Consider the following 23,670-nt stretch of genomic DNA (forward strand, 5'->3'; position numbering starts at 1 on the left):
TCGTATATAATGGATAGTAGCTTATTGTGCGTCTACTACAGCAATTGTAATCATATTCACGATTTCTCTAACAGAACTGTCCATTTGTAAAACGTGTACTGGTTTATTCAGACCTAAAAGAATCGGGCCTACTGCTTCTACATTTCCAAGTTCCTGTAATAATTTATAGGCGACGTTTCCTGATTCCAGGTTAGGAAAGATTAAAGTGTTTGCAGGACTTCCTTTTAAGCTGGAGAATGGATAATTGCTTTGCAGCAATTCTGCATTCATCGCAAAATTAGCCTGCATTTCTCCGTCAACAATCATATCAGGATATTTTTCTTTTAGCAATGCAGTCGCAATTCTCATCTTATCTGGAACAGAGCCAGTGTTAGAACCGAAGTTTGAGTAAGATAATAAAGCGATACGCGGCGTGATGTTGAATTCTTTGATAGTTTCATTGATCATTCCGGTAATATCAACCATATCTTGCGCTGTAGGATCAGGGTTTACAGTCGTATCTCCTAAAAATACAGGGCCTTTTTTTGTCAGCATCATGTACATACCAGCGATTTTTTTAACGCCAGGTTTAGTACCGATTACCTGCAACGCAGGTTTTAAAGTCGATTTGTAGTTTTTAGTCAATCCTGAGATTAATGCATCAGCCTGTCCGAATTCTACCATACTTGCACCATAGTAATTACGGTCACGTACCAGTTTTTTTGCTTCGTATAGGGTAATACCACGTCTCTGACGTCTTTGGAAAAGGTGATCTGCATATTTATCAGATTCCTCAGTTCCCTGCCATGGATCAATGATTTCAATTTCGCCAAATTCAATTCCATGTTCCAGCATGATTTTCTGGATTTTGGCTACATTACCTAATAAAATAGGAGTTGCAATACCTTCGTCCTTAACAATCTGTGCAGCTTTTAATATTTTATAGTTATCAGCTTCAGCAAATACCACACGTTTAGGGGCAGATTTTGCTTTGCTGGCAAGGTTTCTCAGGATTTTATCGTCAGCACCTAATCTGACTTGTAATTCTTCCTGGTAAGCATTCCAGTCTGTAATCTGTTTGCGGGCAACGCCAGATTCCATCGCCGCTTTGGCAACAGCTGTAGAAACAATACCGATTAGTCTTGAATCAATAGGTTTTGGAATGATATAATCTTTTCCAAATTTCAGGTTTTTTGCTTTGTAGGCAAGGTGTACAATTTCTGGTACAGGAAGTTTAGTCAATTCAGCAATTGCTCTCACTGCTGCAAGCTTCATTTCTTCATTAATCGATGTAGCACGTACATCAAGTGCACCGCGGAAGATATATGGAAATCCTAATACGTTATTTACCTGGTTAGGGAAATCAGAACGTCCGGTTGCCATAATGATATCTTTACGGCTGTTAATTGCAAGATCATAAGCGATTTCAGGATCAGGATTCGCTAATGCAAACACGATAGGGTTTTTAGCCATGGACTGTACCATTTCTACTGATACTACATTAGCTGCCGAAAGTCCTAAAAATACGTCTGCACCTTTCATGGCTTCAGCTAAAGTGCTGATATCTTTTCTTGGTGTAGCGAATTCCATACGCATTGGGTCAAGATCGGTACGGTCAATATTTACGATGCCATCCTTATCGAATACCAGCATATTTTCCTTTTTGACACCTAATTTAAGGTATAGTTTGATGCACGATACTGCCGCTGCACCAGCTCCACTTACGACCAGCTTTATTTTCTCTATTTTTTTATGCTGCAATTCACAGGCATTCAATAAGGCTGCACTGGTAATAATTGCTGTTCCATGCTGATCGTCGTGCATGACCGGGATATTCATTTCTTCTTTTAAGCGCCGCTCGATTTCAAAACACATCGGCGCAGCAATATCTTCCAGGTTTACACCTCCAAAAGTTGGTTCTAAGGCTTTAACTACATTTACAAATTCATCAGCAGTAGTCGCATTGATCTCTAAATCGAAAACATCGATATCGGCAAAGATCTTAAATAATAATCCTTTACCTTCCATTACTGGTTTACTCGCTGCAGGGCCAATATTTCCTAAGCCCAATACCGCAGTTCCATTGCTAATTACTGCTACTAAATTACCCTTAGCTGTATATTTATAAACATCATCCGGGTTTCTGTATATTTCCATACAGGGTTCCGCTACTCCAGGTGAATAGGCAAGTGCTAAATCTCGTTGTGAATTTGTTGGCTTGGAAGGTACGACTTCAATCTTACCTGGCCGGCCATCAGCGTGATAATCTAATGCGTCCTGTTTGCGGTTTGTTGCTTTGTTCATCTTGTGTGTGTATCCTTGATCTTTGTTGTGCTCGGGGGAGTAGATTACTCCAGAAAGCTAATAAGTGGTCGAAAGTAGGTATATGTTTAAAATAATACTAGAAAATAATGGTGAAATTACCTGAAAGTGACCGTTAGGTGTAAGAAATTTTTATATAGTAGCTGATTTGTGAAAAATCTGACGTACTTTCACAGGAAAAACTAATTGTAGTCTATGGCATTTTTGAGTATAGTATTGGATCCACCAACTTATGGATGGACTGATACTAATGGTAATTTATCGAAGCCGACAACTCGTCAGCTGTTGCAGGAATTCTTTAAACGTCTGAACATTTTTAAAAGCAAGAAAAACTGGCTGCCATTCATGAGCTGGTTAAAAGTTATCATTACTATCCCTTTTCTTTACTTTTTTATCTTTGAATACTTTAGCTGGAGCTTATTGATTGTTGCCTTCTTATATAGTATGATTATCATGGGTACCCATGGTACGATATGGCACCACCGGTTTTGTACGCACAATGCTTATACTTTTAGCAATAGATTCTGGCGCTTTTTTACGCAGAACCTCACTATATCAATGATTCCGGAAGAAATCTATGTGGTTTCGCACCACGTTCACCATGCAAAGTCTGATGCTCCCGGTGATCCTTACAACGCTTCCGGAGGATTTTTATATTGTTTTCTGGCAGATGTGAATCATCAGCCGATAGCGAAAGATTTAAGTGAAAGAAATTATCACCGTGCCGCCAGGTTAATGAAGCATACCGGTGTTCAGCCAAATACATATACTCAATATTTAAAATGGGGTTCTATAGCTAATCCGGCAAGGACAGTTCTTGCCTGGGCTTTAAACTGGGGTTTCTGGTTTGGTATATTCTTCCTTATTGGTGGTTTTGGGTTGGCTTGTACTGTTTTCGGTGCTGCAGGTATCTGGGCAGTAGGGGTTCGTACTTTCAATTATGAAGGACATGGCAAGGGAAAGGATATGCGCAGAGATAATTATGATTTCTCACGTGAGGACATGTCTATCAACCAGCTTTGGCCGGGTATAGTTGCCGGAGAGTGGCATAACAATCACCATTTATATCCAAAGAGTGCAAGAACAGGGTTTTTACCTCACCAGGTAGATATCGCCTGGTATTATATCCGTTTTATGTATGCAATAGGAACTGTTAAATCTTTTAAAGATTCCAAAACAGACTTTTTGGAGACGCATTACAATAAAGTAGCGCTGATGGAAGATGAAGAAGCATTGCTTTTAAAGGAAGAAAAGATGCTGATCTTGCAAAAAGATAAAGGATAATTTACTGCTAAAAGGATTATAGAGTTTTTTAATGTATTCTAAGGATCAGGTTTCCAAATTGAAACAGGCTTTCTGGACGGCCTTTGGCCAGTATATTGCCCCCCAGCTATCTGCTGAGGGGATGAGGATTAACTGGATAAATTACAAGACAGGGATTAAGCACTTGAATTTTAAGTTGCATGCAGATCACAAGTCTGCTTTTATTGCAATTGAGCTCTCTCACCCTGATACTGGTGTTCAGGAACTCTTATTTGAACAGTTTATGGAATTCAAAAATATTCTAAAAGGCTATTTAAATGAGGATTGGGAGTGGGAACAGCATTTGCTGGATGAAAATTATAAGCCTGTAAGCAGGATTTATAAAACATTACCTGACGTCAGTATTTTTAAGGAGGAAGACTGGCCGGAAATCATCTCTTTTCTCAAGCCAAGACTCATTGCCCTGGATGAATTCTGGTGTGATGCGTCCCACAGCTTTGAGCTGTTTAAATAAAATTTACCCTTTCAAATTAAATCATTTGATACATTTGTGGCTTATCAGTGTTTTAACTGATCAGGATTATTATAAATGTATATGTACGATATTTGTTGTGTAGGTCATATTACGCTGGACAGAGTGGTTACGCCAACTACTGAAAAGCATATGGCAGGAGGAACATCATTTTATTTCTCGAATGCTATTCGTAAGATGGGAATAAATTATAGCCTGGTTACAGCTATAGCTCAAAGTGAGATGCCATTTGTATTGGATTTACGTACAAAGGGTACTGAAGTTGTTGTTTTTCCGAGTGTAAAAACCGTTTATTTCGAGAATATATACACTGGAAATCTGGATCACCGTACACAGCGGGTATTGCAGGAATCTGATCCGTTTACTGTGGAGCAGTTTAAGGCTGTTGACGCTAAGATTTTCCATTTGGGGCCGTTATTATCAAATGATATTCCTGTGGAGCTGATCAAAGCGTTAGCGGGCAGGAGCAGGGTTTCCTTAGATGTCCAGGGATATTTGCGTGAAGTAAAGGGGCAAAGTGTTTGTGCAATAGACTGGAAGGATAAAAAAGAAGCGCTTCAATATGTACATACAGTAAAGGCTGATGAAGCCGAATTGGAGGTGCTGACGGGAGTTGTTGGGATTAAAGAGGGAGTGAAGATTTTAAGTGACTGGGGTGTTCAGGAAATCGTGATTACCCGTGCAAGTTTGGGCTCTGTAATTTATGGGGACGGTGTGTTTTATGATATCCCTGCTTTCAGACCAGTAGCTGAAGTAGATGCAACCGGATGTGGTGATACCTACATGGCAGGTTATTTATCTCAAAGAGTAAAAGGGGGTGGTATACAGCAGTCGGGTGAGTTTGGTGCAGCTATGGCCAGTTTAAAAATGGAATCTTATGGGCCTTTTGATGGTACCGAAGAAGATATAATTCAACTGTTAGTCGCAGACAGGGGCTAAGTTCAAAAAAATAATGTCTATTTCCTGATTACAGAGCATGATTTGGGTTTAATTCGTCATAGAAATGTTTTATTTAAAATAATCGTTAGTGTAATTTGTACACTATATAAAAGTTGTATATATTTGTATCAGAAAATAAGCAGTAAATATTTTCCGGATCTAGGATGAGTCATTATAAATGACAGCAACACTGCCGGAATTTTAAAGAGAAAACCCGTTCATACAGGTTTATATTTGGTTAGAATAGGGATGTGTCTGGATGGAACAACCCTTTCTTTTTTTTAAGACCTTTTGTAATGAACTAATAAACTCTTTTTCGAAGGTTAAAACTTAACATTCCTCCTCTATCATTTTTATCTTATCTCATTTTACTAAAGTTGTAATTGATAATCATAATCAATCTCTTTACTATGCTCCAAAGTTTAAACTAGTTGATTATATGAAAGTTATGCTTATTTTTATTGCAAATAAAAAGATACGAAACTAATTAAACGGATCAAGTCATAAACTTGTGGAGCAGGCTCTTTTTTAAGCATAAATTTTGACACGCTAAACAGAAAGTCTTTGCGATCACGGATGCGCTTATGCCTCTGGAAGTTGCGCTGAAAGCTTTCAATTTGCATGGGAATGACTCAGGGGAAACAAGGCCGGGCTGTTAGTAAATAAATTCGAAATAGCTAAATAATAAATCTATACCGGCCGGGTACTGCCTGAGTACTGCCTGAGTAGTCGTTAGGGTAAGAGCAGTGCTAAAGTAACGCGAGAGCATGGCAAGTCTAAGTCAAAACAACTAGTTGAAATGACCTAGACCTGCCATGCTTACAGCCCGTTTACAACCTGGTGTCACCCCGATCTCTATTCAGGCACAACTCAATCATAACCGGATGAAGATTAATGAAATTATAATTTTCCATTGGACTAACGCACGGACAAAGCGGACAATTGCAGACAGCTGCGGACAATTACGGACATTTTTTACGCATCAGGATAATCTTTAACGCTAATAGCCTACATTGGTGGAAAGGCATTTATTTATTATGGGAAGTTTAACGGGTAAATTTTTAAAGGGAATCCTGGGCGATTTCATTTTTAAAGCAGTAGTTTGGAGTACAGGTTGTTTCAAAAGTTCTGTACTGGGCACAATGAAACAATCAATGGAAACCGAAAGGCATCAGAGACCTTTCGTAAAAGTAGCAAGCCTGGAAAAATCAGGATCTTTCCTCCCCCTGAGAATTCCGCTGAAGCGTTGGCCGATCTCTGATCAAAGTAATCAGGAGCGTTTAATAAGGATAAATTGAACTATAAAATCAGGAAGTAATTAGCTTAGTAAAGAATCGTAACCAGCTGCTTTGAACTAAGAAAATATCAAACCAAAACTTGAAATTTAATCCCTGATCCACAAGTTTATGACTTGATCCTTAATATGCGCAAGTCTTAAATTAGCTGATTATGTGAAAGTTATACTTACTTTTATTGCAAATAAAAAGATATGAAACTAATTAAACTCTCATTCCTGATTGCGATATGTTTATTCGTATTTGCAACAAATGCAAAGTCACAGGTTAATCCTTCCAGTACTTACGTATCTGGTTATACCAGAAGTGATGGTACCTATGTAAATGGATATTACAAAACAACTCCTAACAATACTAATAGGGATAACTACACAACCAAACCTAATACAAATCCTTATACTGGAACTAATGGTTATATCCAACCCGATAATAAACCTTTAAATAACGATTATCAAAATACTTCACAGGAGTATAAGTCAACCACTTCGTCTTATAATTCAGAGACGTCATCTTATAAATCAACAACATCATCTTATAATTCAGCACCGTCACCCTATTCAGCACCTGTTTCAACAGGATCACGTGGGGGGCAATATTATATAAATAGCAATGGTAATAAAACCTATATCAAGAGACAATAAGTTCTTTAGTGGATATATAATATTAAAACAGAAGCCTTTCTTATTGAAGAGCTTTTTAATATATCTTTTTTCGGATTTGTATTGTTGATACTAATTTTTTCTAATTTATGTAGTTAATTACCTTGTTGTTAGTATATTAAAATCAAAAGTGTAATCACTCACGGGAATACCAGTTATGGAAACATTAAAAAAATATTCACAGAATGGATCTTTCAGATTTCACCTAAGAGATAAATTAAGCGAATGCTTTATGGACTGCAATGCACCTACTGATGCCAGTGGAGTGTATCTGATCTATGGCATTAAAAATGGATTTGAAGAATTAGTATACATTGGTATATCAGGAAAGCTTTTGTTTAATGGGGTAATTCAACACAGAGTGTCTGGATTAGGCGGATTAAGAGATCGTTTAATTAATGGAAAGCACAGGTATTCAAGTACAGGTAAAAAAGTTACCAGATATATTTTTTGGAAAGAGACAATGGCAAAAGAGGGCTTTGATCAGTTAAAGATTGATTGGTATGCTACTCATCGTTCAAATATTTATGATTCACCAGCTGAAATTGAAGAAAGACTTGTCAATAAATATAAACCCAGATGGAATAGAAAATAACAACAAATAATTACAGTAGGATTAGTCGGTCAATAGGAGTCATCTAAGTAAAGGCAGAAAAAGAAGAATAAGGTCTGTGACACAGTTTGTGGTACACCCTCCAGCCTACCGCATAAAAAAGGCACCAGCTTTTCAGCTGGTGCCTTTTTGAAATTTTATCAGGATCAGAACATTAACCACCTGATCCCATCTTCAAATTATTTTTCTCCTTTGAACATTTTAGTCAAACCTTGTTCAATCTTTACAACGTCTGCTTCAATAATCGCTTTAACTTTTGGAGTTACAGTAGCATTAACCTGAGCTTCGATGCGAATTATATCCGACTCGTTTTTAAGTTTAATATCAAATCTGTTATCACCAAATTTAAACTGAGCAGCAAGCTCCTCTATGTTTTTTTCTGTTGTCTTTAAAAATTCATAACTATCACTTAGTTCATTGAATGATTCTTTAACTGCTTGAAATATGAAATCTGTTTCAATAGTCAGGTCATTCACAATGATCGTAGTAGCTTGTAATGCTTTTTTTAGAGCTGCATCACCTTTAGCGCTATCTTCTATATCTTGCAGCGTTTCTAATAGATCCTCACTGAATAATATTTCTTTTTTATCAGTAATGAAAATTGTAGCGATATCTTCATCAGTGCTATCAAATAATTGTTTAATATGAATTGAATCATTCCCATCTTTTATAATTGAAACGCTTTGTGATTGCGCATCAACTTTAGAATCTGCAATCGCATTCTTAATTACATTTACAATATGTTTCAGAACTGGGTACTGTTTAATTTCGCTCATTGTTTCGTGTGTTTTTTGCAAAGATAACTAAAGGAGAAAATATTCTTAATGTTTGAGATACTTTTTCCTCAGTAATTCTTTGACAATTCTATAATAAAAAGGGTTGTAGCTAAATATACGCTAAATCTATAAAGCCCCGTATGGTAAAATCTGAAAGGATAAAGCTTATTCCAGCCAGGGTTCTAAAAACTCTACTGCTTTATCGGTGATCTTGTAAGGCAGGAAGCAAGACCCTGCAGAATTGGTATCTGTACCACTGAATTTGGCGATCAGTACATTTGTTGGCTCCGGATATTGCTGATTAGTAATGGTAGCCTCATAAACGATTGAATAAGCAGTGATTTTTCCAGCCGATAAGCTGTTGGTGAAATCACTTTGTATCTGATCTACTAATACATTTGCAAGCGGGAGGTCTTCAGTATCGTCTTTGCTTAATCTTTGCATAGTTTTTCCTTCCTGATCGATGCAAACACCTATAGGATAGAATTCGCCTTGTTCTTCCAGAAGGGCTTTCGCCATGGAGTAGCTATAATTTAACAAATTAATAATTGTATCGGGCAGTGGATCCATTGTGATGATTAAATTGAATAGAGCGCCAAATATAGTCGTTTACTTACGCATTAGCTCAAATCATTTAATAATGGAAAACTCAATTGTCTATCCGAAAATCTGATTTCATTGATTTAACTATTAATATGCCTATCAGACTTATTAATACAACCATTATGGTTTCTCCGGTAACGAGTGCCAAATTATAAAAGGGGAAGGCTCCATCTGTGAACTTAATAAAGAATACCAATAAAAGTAGAGCGACTTCTAAAGTGGCGGTTACCAATATAGCTTTTGATAGATTTCCCATGATTAGCCTTGTTTATTCTTAATAATAGGGATATATTATAAGGTGTGCTATTTTATTACGTGAACAGCTACTTTGTCAATGTGAATTCGGATTTATCAGGGTATCTAAACGGAGGAAAAGGGGGTGTTTGTTGCTTTAACGCAAATTTATGAGGTTACAAAAGCTCAATAAACGACCACCTGTCTCAAGTGATGCTCTAAATGCTGTACATAATCATCGAATACAAAGGCCAGGGTTACAGTTTGTTCACCTCCTGTAAAACATAACCGCTCTAAGGCGGCTTCGGGCATCAGTTTAATCAATGCTAAGATTTGCTTGTTATAAGCTATCCAGAAAGAAATGATTTGCTTACCATCAATCTGCTGATAATAATTATAGGTATTGCAATTATTCTGGTCATAAGTGATTCTTGGCATATCTTCAAACTGCCCTCTTACAAAACGCTGATGATTAGTCACAGCGCTATCAATAAGATGACCGATGATTTCTTTCTTACTCCATTGGGCAGGAGCGGGTTTTAAGGAAAATACAGGAGCGTCAATTTTATCCAAAAGCTGAGGTATAGTATCACATAAGTATTGTAGTCTTTGAATTGATTGTAGGGTCATATATTTTCCAGTTCCCGTTATTTTTTTGTTTTCGTTATTTTTCAGGAGTATCTTTTTGTGCTCCTTTTACTTTTATTCTTTTTGCGCTTTTGAGGCTATTATTCAACATCCACTCAATCTGACCATTAACACTACGAAATTCATCAGCAGCCCATTTCTCTATAGCCTTCATCGTTTCTGAATCTATCCTTAACGCAAATGATTTTTTCTCCGACATACTTATTGATTTAATGTCCCGGTATTGATAACGGGTTTTGTCTCGCTATCACCACAAAGGACAACCATTAAATTACTGACCATCGTTGCTTTTCTGTCATCATCAAACTCAATGATTTTCTTGTCAGCCAACAATTTAAGCGCGCTTTCTACCATCCCGACAGCACCTTCCACAATTTTATGACGCGCTGCAACCACAGCAGAGGCCTGTTGTCTTCTCAGCATAGAATGTGCAATTTCAGGGGCATAAGCAAGATATCCGATTCTTGACTCTATAACCTCTATACCGGCAATGTCAAGTCTTTCTGCCAACTCTTTTTCCAGCGCAATATTTACATCATCAAAATTTGTACTTAAAGTAATCGTAGCCGTTTCGTCTTCAAAATGATCATATGGAAAAGAACCCGCCAGTTTTCTTACTGCTGAATCTGTTTGTATCTTGATAAATGTAGTATAATTGTCTACCTCAAAAGCTACTTTAAAAGTATCTTTCACTCTCCAGACCAGGATTACACTAATCAGAATCGGGTTTCCCATTTTATCATTCACCTTGATTTTTTCACTTTCAAAGTTTCTCGCACGCAGGGAATAACTAAACCTGGTATATAATGGATTGATCCAGAACATCCCATTATGTTTAATGCTCCCTTTATACTTCCCAAATAGCAGCAGTACTTTTGAGCTATTTGGGCTGACAATAATTAAGCCCTTAGCCAAAATAATAAATATAGGAATACAGGCTATAATCAGGATGATTTGCTGTTCACTTATGGCATAAGCTAATAAACCCGCAGTCGCAATTAAAAGGAAGATAACCAGATAACCATTAAAGGGAGTAACGATCTTTTCTACTTTCATAAATATAGTATTTAAATGATATTAAATTGATATCATAAATTTAAGTATTAATTAAGCATAATTCCAAATATATTGATTGGTATTTATATCAAAATCAGTTTTTTAAGGAAGTTGATTATTCCAGTCCTGTTTTTTGAGTACTTTTAAATCATCCAGAACATTGATTGCAATATCAACTCCAGCCTTCTTGAAATCTGCTTTTTTATCTTCGCTCTGTATGCAATTGGAAAAGTAATAAACATGATCATTTTTAGTAATATAACCCACATACCAGGAAACATAAAGATTTCCCTGTTTGCCATTTCCGGTTTTAGCTCTGATCACATAATCTTTTGTGGATTTTATGATCATAATATCTTTCACAATATCCATTGAGCGCGCAGAAAACGGAAGTTTATTCTGCTGCAAATTCTGAAGAAAATCTATCTGCTGAGCAGGAGTAATGCGCAGAGCTCCCCATAACCAAAACCCATTTATTCCCCCGGTAATATCACCATTGCCATAGTTTGCTTTCTTTAGCCAGAACTTCATTTTCTCCTCTCCTACGCGTTTAGCTAGTTCCTGATAAAACCAAACCGTTGAATTCTTAAATGCATTCCGCATATCTGTATCTGCATTCCAGGCGGGTACTGGCCGTTCCTTCTTATCCCATTTTGAAACAGTATTCTCGTCTTTAACTGCGCCCGTTTCCAATGCAATCAGCGAATTGCAGATCTTAAATGTCGAGGCAGGGGTAAAGGGAGTATCTTTCTGTTGCTGATTATAATAGATGTATTTGTCATTTTTCTGATCATACAAGATGAAAGAACCTTGTACCTGACACTCATCGTAGTATTTCTTAAGTCCGTCCTCAGGGGAAGCTTTAGACTCAGATTGGAATAAAACCAATCCAAATGTGATGACCAGCAGGAATGGTTTGTATTTAAATAACTGCATAGAAATTTATGAATTAAAGTCCATCACATTATCCAAACCTCTTTTCAAACCAGTAAAAGTATCAACTTTCCTGATGGCCAATAAAGCTCCCTGAACATAAGGTTTTGCACTATTCCCAGCTTCATGCTTAAGGATCAGTTTTTCATCCTCCATTCCAAAAATAGTTTCCAGCGCAATTACATAACCAGGTAACCTTACCGCATGTACCTGCATTCCATTGATGTCTGCACCACGGGTTTCTTTAATTCCTTTTGTATCTTCAATCTGAATAGTCTTGTTGGATGCGCTAACCTTAGCTAACCTGTTTGCAAGTTCCAGCGTACTTCCACTTGGGGAATCTACCTTGGTATCACTCGCGTAATCAATAATTTCCCAGTTCGGCATGTACTTCGCGGCCATTTCTGCAAACTTGTTTAACAATACCACACTAATTGCGAAATTCCCAACGGCCAGTACAGACTGTTTGTTTTCATCAGCTACCGTACCGATCTCTTCATAGTCTGCATCAGAAAGTCCTGATGCCCCAACGACAACATTAACTCCACGCTGAATGGCTGTAATCACCTGATGCTTTGCAATGTCAGGCTTTGTATAATCTACTAAAACATCGCAGGGAATAGTTAAAGCCTCTTCTATTGTTCCGAAAACCGGAATGTTTTGCTTGTTAGATAAGTTCAGTAATTCATTCAAATCTTTACCTGCACTTTTACGCGATACTGCTGAAACCAATTCAAGATCGGCTGTTAAAACAATCCCTTTACAAAGTTCTGAACCGGCCCAGCCAGTTGCTCCAGCAACACATACACGTATTTTTTTCTTCTTTGTCATATTTCTAAGTTCAAATAATAAAGGGCGTAATTCAGTTAAGTAATAAGTAAAATACACTTACTCCAAGGTACTTGATTTTTTCATGGAGAGCGTGATATTTAAGTCAAAAATATGTTAGCTTTGATTTTAAAGCCATATAAATTACATGAAGAAAATTACGCTACTAATCTTTGCAATGCTGTTCTCTACCTTGTCATTTTCGCAAGATATTATTAAACTGTTTAACCGCTCTACGGACTTTTTTGAGCTGATGAATCAAAAGAAATTTACCGAAGCACAGGCATATTTTGATCCAAGCGTATCCTCAAAAATTTCTGTCGGAGATTTACAGAAACTTTGGGATGTTTTTAACGAGAAACTAGGGAAGTTTGAATCTGCCAACGGTGTTGAAAGTAAAGTTAATGGTGACTTTTTTATTGTTATTGTGGACGGGAAATTCGCGAATGCTACGCAGGGTTTCAGACTGATCTACAATAAAGCCGGAAATATGATCGGTTTTACTCCTGCGCCCAATAAATCAGAAGCAAAATATCTGAATCCTGCTTACGCAGATACTACCTTATATGCAGAAAAAGAAATTTATGTAAAGACTCCCGGGCACAGCCTGGTTGGCATATTAACCACACCAAAAAACACAAAGAATTTTCCAATTGTAGTTCTGGTACATGGTTCAGGGCCTGGCGATATGGATGAAACAGTAGGCCCGAACAAGCCTTTCAAAGATCTTGCTGCTGGTTTTGCTGCAAAAGGAATAGCCAGCATACGTTATGTCAAAAGAACAAGGATTTATAGCGGTGAATTTGGAAAAGCATTCACAGTGAAGGAAGAAGTGCTTGATGATGCGGTGGCGGCAGTAGCTTTGGCTGCTACAATTCCTGATATTGATAAAAAACAAATTTACCTGATGGGGCATAGCCTCGGAGGAATGTTAGCTCCTAAAATAGCTGCATTAACACCTGAGTTAAGTGGATTAATACTAGCCGCTGCTCCAGCCAGAAGTTTTACAGATTTAATTGCTGAGCAGGAGAAAGCTGTATTTGATGCATCAAAAGATACCACACAAGCCACTAAAGTAAAGTTTGCTGAGCTAAATAAAGAGCTTGACAGAACCAGATTGGTTGCTTTAGGTAATATGAAACCAGACTCTGCGATTTTAGGTCTGCCAGTATCTTATTGGATCGACCTGAATAAATATAACCAGGTTGAAACTGCAAAAAAAATAAACAAACAACGTATACTGATTGTACAAGGAGGGAACGATTTCCAGGTTTCAACCCGTGATTATGAGTTATGGGATGCTGCATTGAATAAAAAGAAGAATGTAACCTTGAAATTATATCCTGATTTGAACCATTTGCTAAGTTCTCAGGTCGAAAAAGGGGATATTAGTCAATATGCAACAGCATCGAGCGTATCTGAAACATTTATTAACGACCTTGTGGCCTGGATAAAATTAAATAGTAAAAAATAACCCTGTTGATGACGAAATTTAAAGCACTACTTTTTGATTTAGACGGTACACTTGTAGATTCAGAACATTTTCATTACCGGGTATGGAATGAGATATTGGCCGAATCTGATATTCAGCTCGAATACTCAGATTTCCTTAGGAACTTTGCTGGTATCCCTTTGCCGGGAAATGCTAAAAGGTTAAAAGAGTTATATGAAATAGCATCGCCTCTGGAGGTGCTGATCACAAGAAAAGAAGAACTAACTAATGAGCGCTTAAGGACAAGTACTATTGAGCTGATGCCCTATGTAGAGGAAACAATGGATTTCTTTTTATCAAAAGGTATTGCTATGGCCCTGGTTACAGCGAGTAAAAGACCTGATGTAGACGAATTGTTTAAGAAAAACGGACTTGGAAAATATTTCAAACTATTAGTGACCAGGAGCGATGTGACTAAAAGTAAGCCAGATCCGGAATCTTATAATCTTGCTGTTCAGGGAATTGGATTTCCTAAAAATGAATGCCTGGTGTTTGAGGATACGGTAAACGGGTTACTGGCGGCTAAGAATGCTGAGTTAACTTGTTTTGCCATCCAGGGTGAAGAAGAAAGTCATGTAAAGCTTGCCGGCGCTGACCGGATATTTAAAGACTTCAGAGCGGCTACAGCCTATATCAAAGCAAATGAACTGATCTGATGCGCAATTAAGGAGCCTGATAATGAGCGGTAATTAAATCAAGAAGATCTTCGTTGATTCCTGTGCCATTATCAGCCTTCCATTTGTTTTCTTTAGTCATTTTGATTTCGAAATTCTCATGGTCATCTATAGAAACGATATGATTTGTTTCCTCACCATCGGTAACTGAATGTACTGCGACCGGAACAGATTTACCCTCAAAATTAACTTCAAATTTGGTTACTTTATAACTCATTACGCAAAGATATAAAAATGTGTGCACGCTATACCCTTACTAAAGCCCAAAAGGAATTATTAATCCGTTATCAGGTCAAATTTCCTGCCGATTACAAACCTAACTATAACCTTGCACCGACGCAAAAAGGATTGGTGATTACTGCTGATGAACCAGACACCGCACAACTGATGCACTTTGGACTTGTTCCGTACTGGGCCCAAAGTACTAAACTGGACTTTTCTACACTGAATGCACGTTCCGAAGAAATCATGGGTAAGAAAACGTTCGCACCGCTGATTACACACCGTAAAACTTGTTTAGTGCTGGCAGATGGCTTTTATGAATGGGACAAAAAAACCGGAGAAACTTTGCCTTATCGTTTTGTAGTGAAGGACAGGGATTTATTTGCTTTTGCTGGACTCTGGAGCCAATGGAAAGATCAGTTTTCAGGCGAAATCTACCGTTCCTTTACCATTATGACTACGCAGGCTAATGAAACCGTGGGCAAAGTCCATGCGCCTAAATTCAGAATGCCGGTTATACTCAGCAGGGAAGACGAAGCGCTTTGGCTGAGTAAAGATCTGGGAACTCCCGATCTGTTGAATCTTTGCAAAGCCTATCCGGATGAATTGATGGATTGCTACAGAGTAGACAAAGCTGTAAATGCAACGGTGATCAAAGGGGTAATTAATAACCGGCCCGAGCTGATGCAGGCAATCAATTGATAGAAGTATAAATGAATTCACTTATACTTCTATCCTATATTTTCTAACCTTTCTTGTCTCTGTTTTCCAGGTAAACTGTTAAAACACTTTTTAAGTACAATTCTGGCTTAGGCATAGTAATAATTGTTCCAGGCTCTTTATCCTGTGATTGTTTAATGTAATTTGCTTTGATCTTTCCCCAGTCTTTTGAATAAAGCTGGATGAAAGTTTCCACAAATTGTTCATCTGTATAATCTTTTGGAAGCTTACTTAGCACAACTTCTATTTTCTCTTCTTTTCTATGTAATACTGCCATAATGAATTTTAAATGTCTCCAAAGCTATGGAACTAAAAGTGATTTACGTAAACTTTTCTGAGTTCTGATTGTTTTAATACCGTTAATCCTTATAGGATCCGTTCCTAAAAGAAATTAAATCATTGCCTTATGGTAGATCAACTCAGAGCGCAAGGCTTGCAAGATTTCTTTATTCAGTGTTTGCAAGATTTGTATATAGCCGAAAAGAAACTAGTTAATTGTGCCGCAGCACTATCTATAGCCGCATTTACTGAAGAATTGCAACGCGCATTAATCGCACAATCGGAAGAGGCCAATTTGCATGTACAGCGGTTGGATATGGTATTTGAGAGCATGAACCAGCAAGCAGGAGAGGGAAAATGCAATATTATCGAAATTTTAAGCGATAAGGCTGCCTCTATAGTGAAAACAGTAGAAACCGGTACTGCATTGAGAGATGCGGCAATAATTTATGCTGTTCAACTGATTGCGCATTACAAAATAGCAAGTTATGGAAGTTTAATTTCCTTACTGGCAGAACTGGATTATCCAAAAGCTAAAATGCTCTTAAAAGATTGTCTTGCTGAGGAGAAAGCTGCTGATGCTTATTTAACGAAAATTGCAGTTGAATTTATAAATCCAGCAGCACAAAGTGAATCTGGATAATCGATTTACTATAGCTCACCGAAGCTATCTTTTGTAAATTTATCAAGAACTTTATCTGCTAGCGTATAATATTTATCACGCCAATAGTTTCTTTCCTTTTCCATTTCTTCATAACTGATGATGTCTGTAGAATTGCTGGTATGAACCGTTTTCTCTTCAGGGTATTCACCAGAAAAATCATGTCTAAGTGCTTTTCCGTATTTCGAGATTATTTTATAAGGTAATTGAGCTTCCAGGATATGGTTATAATAACTAGTTCTGTCATATCCTGCAGCTTTAGCTACAGCCGTTATCGTCATCCCCGATGTACGGACAATGGCATCTAAAAGCTCACCCTTATGGTTCTTAATATCCTCTTTTTTCACTAAAAACAAGGTAAACCAATAATGTTTAAGAATATTCTACATTTTATTAGTATAATTCTACAATTATGTTGATATTAGTATTTATAATGTAGAATTATACTTTTATTTGAATAATTACTCTACAAATTTGTTTACTTATTTAAATTAATACTATGCGATAGAATATAGATTGATACAAATTTATAATTTTGCAGTTCTTCAATTGAAATGAAGGACTGCTTGACGAGCCTCGTAACAGAAATCTGGTAAATTTCATATAATACCCTACGAGATAAGTCAAGCAGCCTGAACCTATAAATATGGGGTCGGTTGCTTGCTTAAGTTTATTGTAGGGTATATTTTGCAAAAAATATATAGGTTTACCAGAACCTCTGTTACATTAAACGGGCAAGTAGCCGACCCTGTTCTTTTTCCAGAATCCGTCTATTTGCACCGCAGCTCCGTATAAACACCAATTACCTTGATTAAGAAATGGGGTGTGCGGCCGGCAAAATTCTCCTGGTTCAACGCGTAAAAGCTGGCCGCCACGCCTTTTCTATTCTCTTTTATTTCTGAATTAAAAAGCGCTTATGAATAAATATATAGGATCTAAAACAGTGAAATGGGACATCGGTCTGCCAGAAAAAGTTTTTCATATTAAAGGAACAGTCTCCGTTTCCAATAAACTATCAGTACCCGTTAAAACCATCAGGAGGCTATGGGTAAATCATTTAGAAATATTTCCGGAAACTGCTACAGTGCTGCGTCCATTTTATGATTGTAGCTTTGAATGGGGGGAGCTCGGCCAGAATGCCTCTTATACCGCGGCATTGTCGATTTGTTTAGCTATATTTAATAGCGAGCGGCTGGCCGAAAACCTGTTTATCTGTTTCAAAGAAGAATTTGTTCAGAATTTTCCTGATGGCAGCTTTGAACTGGTCCTGGAAGTCACCAGGTTTTTAAATAAGCATAACGATAGATTACATCCCGATTTGTACAGCCGGTTTTGCTTTTCTGCAATCACGAATTCAAGGGAAATTCTTTTGTATAAGGACCCCGAAACTGGTTTAATCACAACCGATCTTGCAGAGAACTATGCAATGCATAGAGAATACATGCCCAATGTAACGCTGCGGAAGCTCAATGAACGTAAACAAAGACTCTTATTCAAACTGTTTGCAAAAGATAATTACATCATCAGTGGCTATGAGTTTCCAGAAGTGATGCGCAGAGTAGAAGATATGATGGCCAGATTTTACTGGAGATCAGTAGAGAAGATTATTACCAGGAAAATTGCAGAGCGCTATGAAGATTAACTATGAGCTATTCCGCATCCAATTCAAAGTATACTCCAAACCTTTTTCTACATCATATAAAGGAGCGTAACCCAGGTCTTCTTTGATCCTGTTTATATTTGCCAGTGAATCATGAATATCTCCTGCCCTGGATGGACCATAAGTCTGTCCGGGGTCAGTACCATGGAGTTTCTTTATCAAGGCCCAAAGCTCATTTAGCGAAATCCGTTCACTATAAGCTACATTATAAATAGTATGCGGAACATCACCAGCAAATAATAAGGCTTTAATATTCGCCTGTACTACATTTTCAATAAAAGTGAAATCCCTGGTCTGGCTACCATCGCCATTAATAACAGGTGCAGAACCAGTCAGGACTGCTTTCATCAATAGTGGAATAACTGCTGCATAAGCGCCTCCGGGATCTTGATTAGGGCCGAAAACGTTAAAATATCTTAAACCTACACTATCAGTTCCGTAAGTCTTTCTGAAAACATCCGCATACAGCTCATTGACTAATTTAGTGACTGCATAAGGAGAAAGGGGAGCGCCGATACGTTCTTCTGTTTTGGGTAATTCCTTACTGTCGCCATAGGTAGAAGAAGACGCTGCATAGACCATTCTCTTCACCTGTTGTTCTTTAACTGCGACCAGCAGGTTTAAAAAGCCTTCTATGTTAACCTGGCTGGTTGTTAAAGGATCTTTAATAGAACGCGGTACAGAACCTAATGCTGCCTGGTGCGTTACATAATCAATTCCCTTGCAAGCCGACAGACAGGTAGCGGGATCACGGATATCACCATTGATAAATTCAAAAGCAGGATTGGCTTCAAACTCTTCCAGGTTCTTCCTGAACCCAGTAGATAAATTATCCAGTACACGTACTTGTCCGGCACCGTATTTTAAAAGGTACTTGACCAGGTTTGACCCGATAAAACCCGCTCCTCCAGTAATCAGGAAAGAAGATTTACTCAGATCCTGGTTATGATAGGGGGTAGTATAAAGTTGATAGTTAGAGTCTTCCATGAGTGAGTTCTGCAGGTAACATCCCTTTTATATCATATATTACTGTATTTTCTTTACACAGCTGCTGTACATCAAGCTCTTCAAACTCAGTATGCGCAACAGCACCAATTATAGCATCAAACTGACGATCCTTAATTGCTTCATTCTGACAAGTAATACCATATTCCTGGTAAACATGTGCAGGATCAGCCCAGGGATCAAGAATACAAACATTTACATGGTACTCCTTTAAACGTGTTACGATATCTATTACCCTTGTATTGCGTACATCCGGGCAGTTTTCTTTGAAAGTAAAGCCTAAAATCAAGACTTCGCTGCCTGTAACCTGTATTTGTTTGCGCACCATCAATTTGATCACTTCGTCGGCAATATATTGTCCCATTCCATCATTCAAGCGTCTGCCGGCGAGGATGATTTCTGGATGATAACCAGCTTCCTGTGCCTTTTGAGCAAGATAATAAGGGTCAACACCAATACAATGCCCACCTACAAGTCCTGGTTTGAAATTCAGAAAATTCCATTTAGTACCTGCAGCCTCCAATATATCCAGCGTATTCAAACCAATCAGATTAAAGATCTTGGCCAGCTCATTGACAAAGGCAATGTTAATATCACGCTGTGCATTTTCAATAACTTTGGCTGCTTCCGCAACTTTAATACTCGGGGCTCTGTAAGTACCAGCTGTAATAATGGTGCGGTACAATTCGTCTACCTGGTCTGCAGCTTCCGGTGTAGAACCAGAAGTGATTTTTAAAATCTGGGTCAGCGTATGTTCCTTATCTCCGGGGTTAATTCTTTCAGGAGAGTACCCGCAATGGAAATCAACGTTGAATTTAAGTCCCGAAGTACGTTCCAGTACCGGCGCACATTCATCTTCGGTCACTCCCGGATAAACCGTCGACTCATAAATTACTATATCTCCCTTTTTTAAAAACTGACCAACTGTTTCACTTGCCTTATACAAAGCAGATAAATCAGGATGATTAAACTTATCAATAGGAGTAGGTACGGTAATGATATAAATACGGGCCTGCTGTAAAGCATTGATATCATTGCTGAATAATAAATCAGACTTGACGTCCAATAATTGTGCTTCAGTGATTTCCAGCGTGCTATCGTAACCGGTATGGAGTTCTGCTATGCGTTTTTGTTTAGTATCGAAGCCTGTCACCTTGAAATACCGGGCAAAAGCTACTGCCAGTGGTAAACCAACGTAGCCCAGGCCAATAACGGCTATAGGTGTGTCTTTGTCAATCCTTGTCATCTATAATCTTCTATTCTGCTTGTTTTTCAACAAACAGGGCGCAATTTATTGAAATAAAACTGAATCTTAAGCATTAATAAAGCTGCCGGAGCTCAGATCATAAAGAATTATAATTAGATGCAAATTTAGAAATGGTTTCTTAGTAGATTTGGTTAAACTAACTGATAACAGATGAATAATTTAAAACTCTCTTTGGGTGTACCCATCATCGCAGGCTCCCTGCTGGTTTTGGCGGCATTCCAATCCTTTCATTCCACAGGAGATCCTAAATCGGGAATTATCCTTGAAAACATGGATAAACAAGTTGTTCCGGGAAATAATTTCATGGAATATGTGAACGGGACCTGGATCAAAAAAACGGAAATCCCTGCAGACAAACCTTCTGCAAGTATCAGCTCCCTGATCAATGATAAAGCTCAGGAAGATGTCAAAGAAATTATAGAGAAAGCCGCATCAGGGAAATTTGCAGACGGTTCTGAAGAACAGAAAATAGGAGACCTTTATGGCTCTTACATGAATATGACTGCAAGAGATGCAGTTGGCGTAAAACCTTTGGCTGCTGATTTCAAAAAGATCGATGGTATTAAAAACCAAAAAGAACTGGCAGTTTATTTCGCTTATGCAAATAAAATAGGCAATATGGTACCGTTCAGCGTTGCGGTTACTGAAGATTTTAAAAATCCTAAAAACTACATGTTGCTAACCTGGCAAGGTGGTTTAGGTCTTCCGGACAGAGAATATTACTTTACTGATAATGCGAAGTCTAAAGAGATCAGAACAAAATATGTGGCGCATATTGAAAAAATGCTGACACTTGCAGGAGTTACTGAAGCTAAACCAAAAGCATCAGAGATTATGGCTTTGGAAACTTTGCTGGCTTCTAAACAAATGAAGAAAGAAGAAACCAGGAATATGGCGGGTTTATACAACAAATATGCGGTAAGTAAGCTGAACACTTTAATGCCGGATTATGACTGGAAAGGTATGCTGACTGAAGCAGGTGTAAAGAATCCGGACAGTATTGTCGTTGCCCAGGTAGCTTATACCAAAGATCTGAATGCGATCATTAAAGATACGCCACTTGCTACCTGGAAAACCTATCTGAAATGGAGCCTGGTTAAAGGTGCTGCTGGTGCTTTGAACACTGCGCTTGATGCAGAGAATTTCAATTTCAATGGGACTACATTAAATGGTATACCAAAACAACGTCCGCAATGGCGCAGAGGCGTTGGAATTGTTAACGGTTCTTTAGGGGAGATGGTTGGGAAGTTATATGTAGAGAAACATTTCTCTCCGGAAGCCAAAGCACGTATGCTGGTTTTGGTAGGTAACCTGCTTAAAGCTTATGAAACCAGTATCAAAGAACTAGACTGGATGAGCCCTGAAACTAAAACTGAAGCCCTTAAAAAGATCAGTAAGTTTACACCTAAAATCGGTTATCCTGATAAATGGAGAGATTATTCCAGCCTGAAAATTGTTAAAAATGATCTTTATGGGAACCTGACCCGTTCTACAGCTTTTGAATACAACCGTATGATGAAAAAGTTGGGAACTCCGGTTGACCGTACAGAGTGGGGGATGACTCCTCAAACTGTCAATGCGTATTATAATCCACCATTGAATGAAATCGTATTTCCGGCCGCTATCCTGCAACCGCCATTTTTTGATATGAATGCAGAAGATGCTGTGAACTATGGTGGTATCGGTGCTGTGATCGGTCACGAAATTGGTCACGGATTTGACGATCAGGGCAGTACTTTTGACGGAGACGGGGTGATGCGTGATTGGTGGACAAAGAATGATTTAAGTGAATTTAAGAAAAGAACCAATGCTTTAGTTGCACAATACAGCGGCTTTAAAGTATTGAGTGATCTGAATGTAAACGGCGAATTTACTTTAGGAGAGAATATCGGAGATCTTGGTGGATTAACTATCGCCCTGAAAGCTTATCATGCTAGTTTGAATGGTAAAACAGCTCCTGTTCTGGACGGTTTTAATGGTGATCAGCGTGTTTTTATTGGTTGGGGACAGGTTTGGCTAAACAAATCAAGAGAACAAGCTTTAAGAAAACAAGTAGGTACAGATCCGCATTCTCCGGCAAGATTCCGTGTGAATGGAATTGTCAGGAATATCCCGGAGTTTTACACTGCATTTAATGTGAAACCTGGAGATTCCTTATATCTTGCACCAGATAAAAGAGTTAAAATCTGGTAAACAGGTATAATCGTGAAAACCTAAAAAGCCGCTGTTCCATTAGGAGGCAGCGGCTTTTTAGGTTTTGAGCTTTAAATTTAGCTGAAAGGCTAAATCAGATCGCCTGATTAGTTTTTAACGAATTCAGTATTGGCGTTAAGTGTAATCTCATCACTTAACATTGCATTTGGATATTTTGAACCTAAAGCAAAATCAGCTCTTTTAATAGTTCCTGTTACTTTGAAACCAGCAGTAGCTTTTTTAGACATTGGGTTAGTAGTTACACCTCTTAAAGTTGCATCTAAAGTAACTGGTTTAGTTACACCATGTAATGATAATAAACCGCTTACTTTAAATTTGTTACCAGCTAATTTTTTAACTGAAGTACTTTTGAAAGTTAATTTAGGGAATTTTTCAGCATCAAAGAAATCAGCAGTTTTCAAGTGCCCGTCTCTTTTCTCATCTTCTGTATTTACTGAATTGATATCAGCACTTAAAGTTACCACTGCATCAGAGAAATCATCTTTTGAAGCTGTGATTGTTGATTCAAAGTTTTTAAATGAACCTTCAACATCAGTGATCATTAAGTGAGTGACAACGAATCCTAATTTTGAATGCGCTTTATCTGCAGTCCAGGTATTAGGCCCGACAGGTTTAAAAGCAAATAGTGCAGCTGATGCTGCTAATAATAATACAACTAATTTTTTCATGTCTGTAATTTTTTTATACGACAAATATGGTATAATTAAATTGTTGTTGTATTGATGTATGGTAAGAAAATCGTCAGAAGCAGAAAAATAGTAAAGGATTAAAAGCTCTTACCTTCTTAAAAGGTAGT

Annotated in this window: 26 protein-coding genes; 12 read left to right on the forward strand and 14 right to left on the reverse strand. The window is 37.9% G+C overall.

All coding sequences use genetic code 11. The features are described from left to right. Nucleotides 1–21 precede the first annotated feature (21 nt). On the reverse strand, nucleotides 22–2,283 hold the full coding sequence (locus ABIB30_RS11665; protein WP_354302187.1) for an NADP-dependent malic enzyme: 2,262 nt from the start codon (nucleotides 2,281–2,283) through the stop codon (nucleotides 22–24). Between the two features lie 213 nt (nucleotides 2,284–2,496). Between ABIB30_RS11665 and ABIB30_RS11670 the strand changes: the two genes are divergently transcribed. The 6 genes from ABIB30_RS11670 (at nucleotide 2,497) to ABIB30_RS11695 (ending at nucleotide 7,584) form a co-directional block, all read left to right on the forward strand. Further along, complete coding sequence (locus tag ABIB30_RS11670; protein WP_354302189.1) at nucleotides 2,497–3,585, forward strand: fatty acid desaturase; 1,089 nt, start codon at nucleotides 2,497–2,499, stop codon at nucleotides 3,583–3,585. Nucleotides 3,586–3,616: 31 nt separating this feature from the next. Next, entirely contained in the window at nucleotides 3,617–4,078 is a 462-nt protein-coding gene (locus ABIB30_RS11675) for a DUF4268 domain-containing protein (protein ID WP_354302191.1), read from the forward strand. Nucleotides 4,079–4,159: 81 nt separating this feature from the next. Beyond that, the gene (locus ABIB30_RS11680; protein WP_354302193.1) at nucleotides 4,160–5,035 is read left to right on the forward strand and encodes a PfkB family carbohydrate kinase; all 876 of its coding nucleotides are present in this window, start codon (nucleotides 4,160–4,162) and stop codon (nucleotides 5,033–5,035) included. Nucleotides 5,036–6,072: 1,037 nt separating this feature from the next. Then, nucleotides 6,073–6,333 carry a hypothetical protein gene (locus ABIB30_RS11685; RefSeq protein ID WP_354302195.1) on the forward strand — a complete coding sequence of 87 codons (261 nt, stop codon included), beginning with the start codon at nucleotides 6,073–6,075 and terminating at the stop codon, nucleotides 6,331–6,333. Nucleotides 6,334–6,524: 191 nt separating this feature from the next. Then, nucleotides 6,525–6,971 (forward strand): hypothetical protein, encoded by a 447-nt coding sequence (locus tag ABIB30_RS11690; RefSeq protein ID WP_354302197.1) that lies wholly within the window; start codon nucleotides 6,525–6,527, stop codon nucleotides 6,969–6,971. A gap of 250 nt (nucleotides 6,972–7,221) precedes the next feature. Further along, entirely contained in the window at nucleotides 7,222–7,584 is a 363-nt protein-coding gene (locus tag ABIB30_RS11695) for a hypothetical protein (RefSeq protein WP_354302199.1), read from the forward strand. Nucleotides 7,585–7,781: 197 nt separating this feature from the next. Here ABIB30_RS11695 and ABIB30_RS11700 read toward each other — a convergent pair whose 3' ends face one another. The 7 genes from ABIB30_RS11700 to dapB form a co-directional block, all read right to left on the reverse strand. After that, complete coding sequence (locus tag ABIB30_RS11700; protein ID WP_354302201.1) at nucleotides 7,782–8,378, reverse strand: hypothetical protein; 597 nt, start codon at nucleotides 8,376–8,378, stop codon at nucleotides 7,782–7,784. Between the two features lie 165 nt (nucleotides 8,379–8,543). Further along, the gene (locus tag ABIB30_RS11705) at nucleotides 8,544–8,897 is read right to left on the reverse strand and encodes a hypothetical protein (RefSeq protein ID WP_354302204.1); all 354 of its coding nucleotides are present in this window, start codon (nucleotides 8,895–8,897) and stop codon (nucleotides 8,544–8,546) included. Between the two features lie 504 nt (nucleotides 8,898–9,401). Next, nucleotides 9,402–9,845, reverse strand: coding sequence for a DinB family protein (locus tag ABIB30_RS11710; RefSeq protein WP_354302206.1), 444 nt, complete (start codon nucleotides 9,843–9,845; stop codon nucleotides 9,402–9,404). Between the two features lie 34 nt (nucleotides 9,846–9,879). Further along, nucleotides 9,880–10,062, reverse strand: coding sequence for a type II toxin-antitoxin system antitoxin (locus ABIB30_RS11715; RefSeq protein WP_354302208.1), 183 nt, complete (start codon nucleotides 10,060–10,062; stop codon nucleotides 9,880–9,882). 2 nt (nucleotides 10,063–10,064) lie between these two features. Beyond that, nucleotides 10,065–10,919, reverse strand: coding sequence for an SPFH domain-containing protein (locus tag ABIB30_RS11720; protein ID WP_354302210.1), 855 nt, complete (start codon nucleotides 10,917–10,919; stop codon nucleotides 10,065–10,067). A 102-nt stretch (nucleotides 10,920–11,021) separates the two neighbouring features. Continuing rightward, nucleotides 11,022–11,855: a class D beta-lactamase gene (gene blaOXA / locus ABIB30_RS11725; protein ID WP_354302212.1), complete on the reverse strand. Its 834-nt coding sequence runs from the start codon at nucleotides 11,853–11,855 to the stop codon at nucleotides 11,022–11,024. 6 nt (nucleotides 11,856–11,861) lie between these two features. Continuing rightward, nucleotides 11,862–12,683 (reverse strand): 4-hydroxy-tetrahydrodipicolinate reductase, encoded by an 822-nt coding sequence (gene dapB, locus ABIB30_RS11730; protein ID WP_354302214.1) that lies wholly within the window; start codon nucleotides 12,681–12,683, stop codon nucleotides 11,862–11,864. Nucleotides 12,684–12,828: 145 nt separating this feature from the next. Here dapB and ABIB30_RS11735 point away from each other — a divergent pair, with 145 nt between their 5' ends. After that, on the forward strand, nucleotides 12,829–14,154 hold the full coding sequence (locus tag ABIB30_RS11735) for a DUF3887 domain-containing protein (RefSeq protein ID WP_354302216.1): 1,326 nt from the start codon (nucleotides 12,829–12,831) through the stop codon (nucleotides 14,152–14,154). Between the two features lie 8 nt (nucleotides 14,155–14,162). Next, nucleotides 14,163–14,828 carry an HAD family hydrolase gene (locus tag ABIB30_RS11740; RefSeq protein ID WP_354302218.1) on the forward strand — a complete coding sequence of 222 codons (666 nt, stop codon included), beginning with the start codon at nucleotides 14,163–14,165 and terminating at the stop codon, nucleotides 14,826–14,828. Between the two features lie 7 nt (nucleotides 14,829–14,835). On the opposite strand, the gene ABIB30_RS11745 is transcribed toward ABIB30_RS11740, so the two are convergent. After that, on the reverse strand, nucleotides 14,836–15,063 hold the full coding sequence (locus tag ABIB30_RS11745; RefSeq protein ID WP_354302220.1) for a hypothetical protein: 228 nt from the start codon (nucleotides 15,061–15,063) through the stop codon (nucleotides 14,836–14,838). A gap of 17 nt (nucleotides 15,064–15,080) precedes the next feature. Between ABIB30_RS11745 and ABIB30_RS11750 the strand changes: the two genes are divergently transcribed. Next, nucleotides 15,081–15,770: an SOS response-associated peptidase gene (locus ABIB30_RS11750; RefSeq protein ID WP_354302222.1), complete on the forward strand. Its 690-nt coding sequence runs from the start codon at nucleotides 15,081–15,083 to the stop codon at nucleotides 15,768–15,770. 43 nt (nucleotides 15,771–15,813) lie between these two features. Here ABIB30_RS11750 and ABIB30_RS11755 read toward each other — a convergent pair whose 3' ends face one another. After that, on the reverse strand, nucleotides 15,814–16,065 hold the full coding sequence (locus ABIB30_RS11755; protein WP_068401002.1) for a hypothetical protein: 252 nt from the start codon (nucleotides 16,063–16,065) through the stop codon (nucleotides 15,814–15,816). Nucleotides 16,066–16,194: 129 nt separating this feature from the next. Between ABIB30_RS11755 and ABIB30_RS11760 the strand changes: the two genes are divergently transcribed. After that, nucleotides 16,195–16,710, forward strand: coding sequence for a DUF892 family protein (locus ABIB30_RS11760; protein WP_354302225.1), 516 nt, complete (start codon nucleotides 16,195–16,197; stop codon nucleotides 16,708–16,710). 8 nt (nucleotides 16,711–16,718) lie between these two features. Here the strand turns inward: ABIB30_RS11760 and ABIB30_RS11765 are convergent, their stop codons facing one another. Then, nucleotides 16,719–17,075 (reverse strand): hypothetical protein, encoded by a 357-nt coding sequence (locus tag ABIB30_RS11765; protein WP_354302227.1) that lies wholly within the window; start codon nucleotides 17,073–17,075, stop codon nucleotides 16,719–16,721. A 569-nt stretch (nucleotides 17,076–17,644) separates the two neighbouring features. On the opposite strand from ABIB30_RS11765, the gene ABIB30_RS11770 reads away from it, so the two are divergent. After that, nucleotides 17,645–18,370, forward strand: coding sequence for a hypothetical protein (locus tag ABIB30_RS11770; RefSeq protein ID WP_354302229.1), 726 nt, complete (start codon nucleotides 17,645–17,647; stop codon nucleotides 18,368–18,370). Here ABIB30_RS11770 and ABIB30_RS11775 read toward each other — a convergent pair whose 3' ends face one another. After that, nucleotides 18,371–19,375: an SDR family oxidoreductase gene (locus tag ABIB30_RS11775; RefSeq protein ID WP_354302231.1), complete on the reverse strand. Its 1,005-nt coding sequence runs from the start codon at nucleotides 19,373–19,375 to the stop codon at nucleotides 18,371–18,373. Then, a complete protein-coding gene (locus tag ABIB30_RS11780) occupies nucleotides 19,362–20,639 on the reverse strand; it encodes a nucleotide sugar dehydrogenase (protein WP_354302233.1) in 1,278 nt (425 codons plus the stop codon). Before ABIB30_RS11780 ends, ABIB30_RS11775 begins: the two co-directional genes overlap by 14 nt. Before the next feature lie 171 nt (nucleotides 20,640–20,810). Between ABIB30_RS11780 and ABIB30_RS11785 the strand changes: the two genes are divergently transcribed. Then, on the forward strand, nucleotides 20,811–22,853 hold the full coding sequence (locus tag ABIB30_RS11785) for a M13 family metallopeptidase (RefSeq protein ID WP_354302235.1): 2,043 nt from the start codon (nucleotides 20,811–20,813) through the stop codon (nucleotides 22,851–22,853). Nucleotides 22,854–22,960: 107 nt separating this feature from the next. Here the strand turns inward: ABIB30_RS11785 and ABIB30_RS11790 are convergent, their stop codons facing one another. Then, nucleotides 22,961–23,542: a YceI family protein gene (locus tag ABIB30_RS11790; RefSeq protein ID WP_111636195.1), complete on the reverse strand. Its 582-nt coding sequence runs from the start codon at nucleotides 23,540–23,542 to the stop codon at nucleotides 22,961–22,963. Nucleotides 23,543–23,670 lie beyond the last annotated feature (128 nt).

Source organism: Pedobacter sp. UYP1 (genome assembly GCF_040547305.1).
Taxonomy (GTDB): domain Bacteria; phylum Bacteroidota; class Bacteroidia; order Sphingobacteriales; family Sphingobacteriaceae; genus Pedobacter.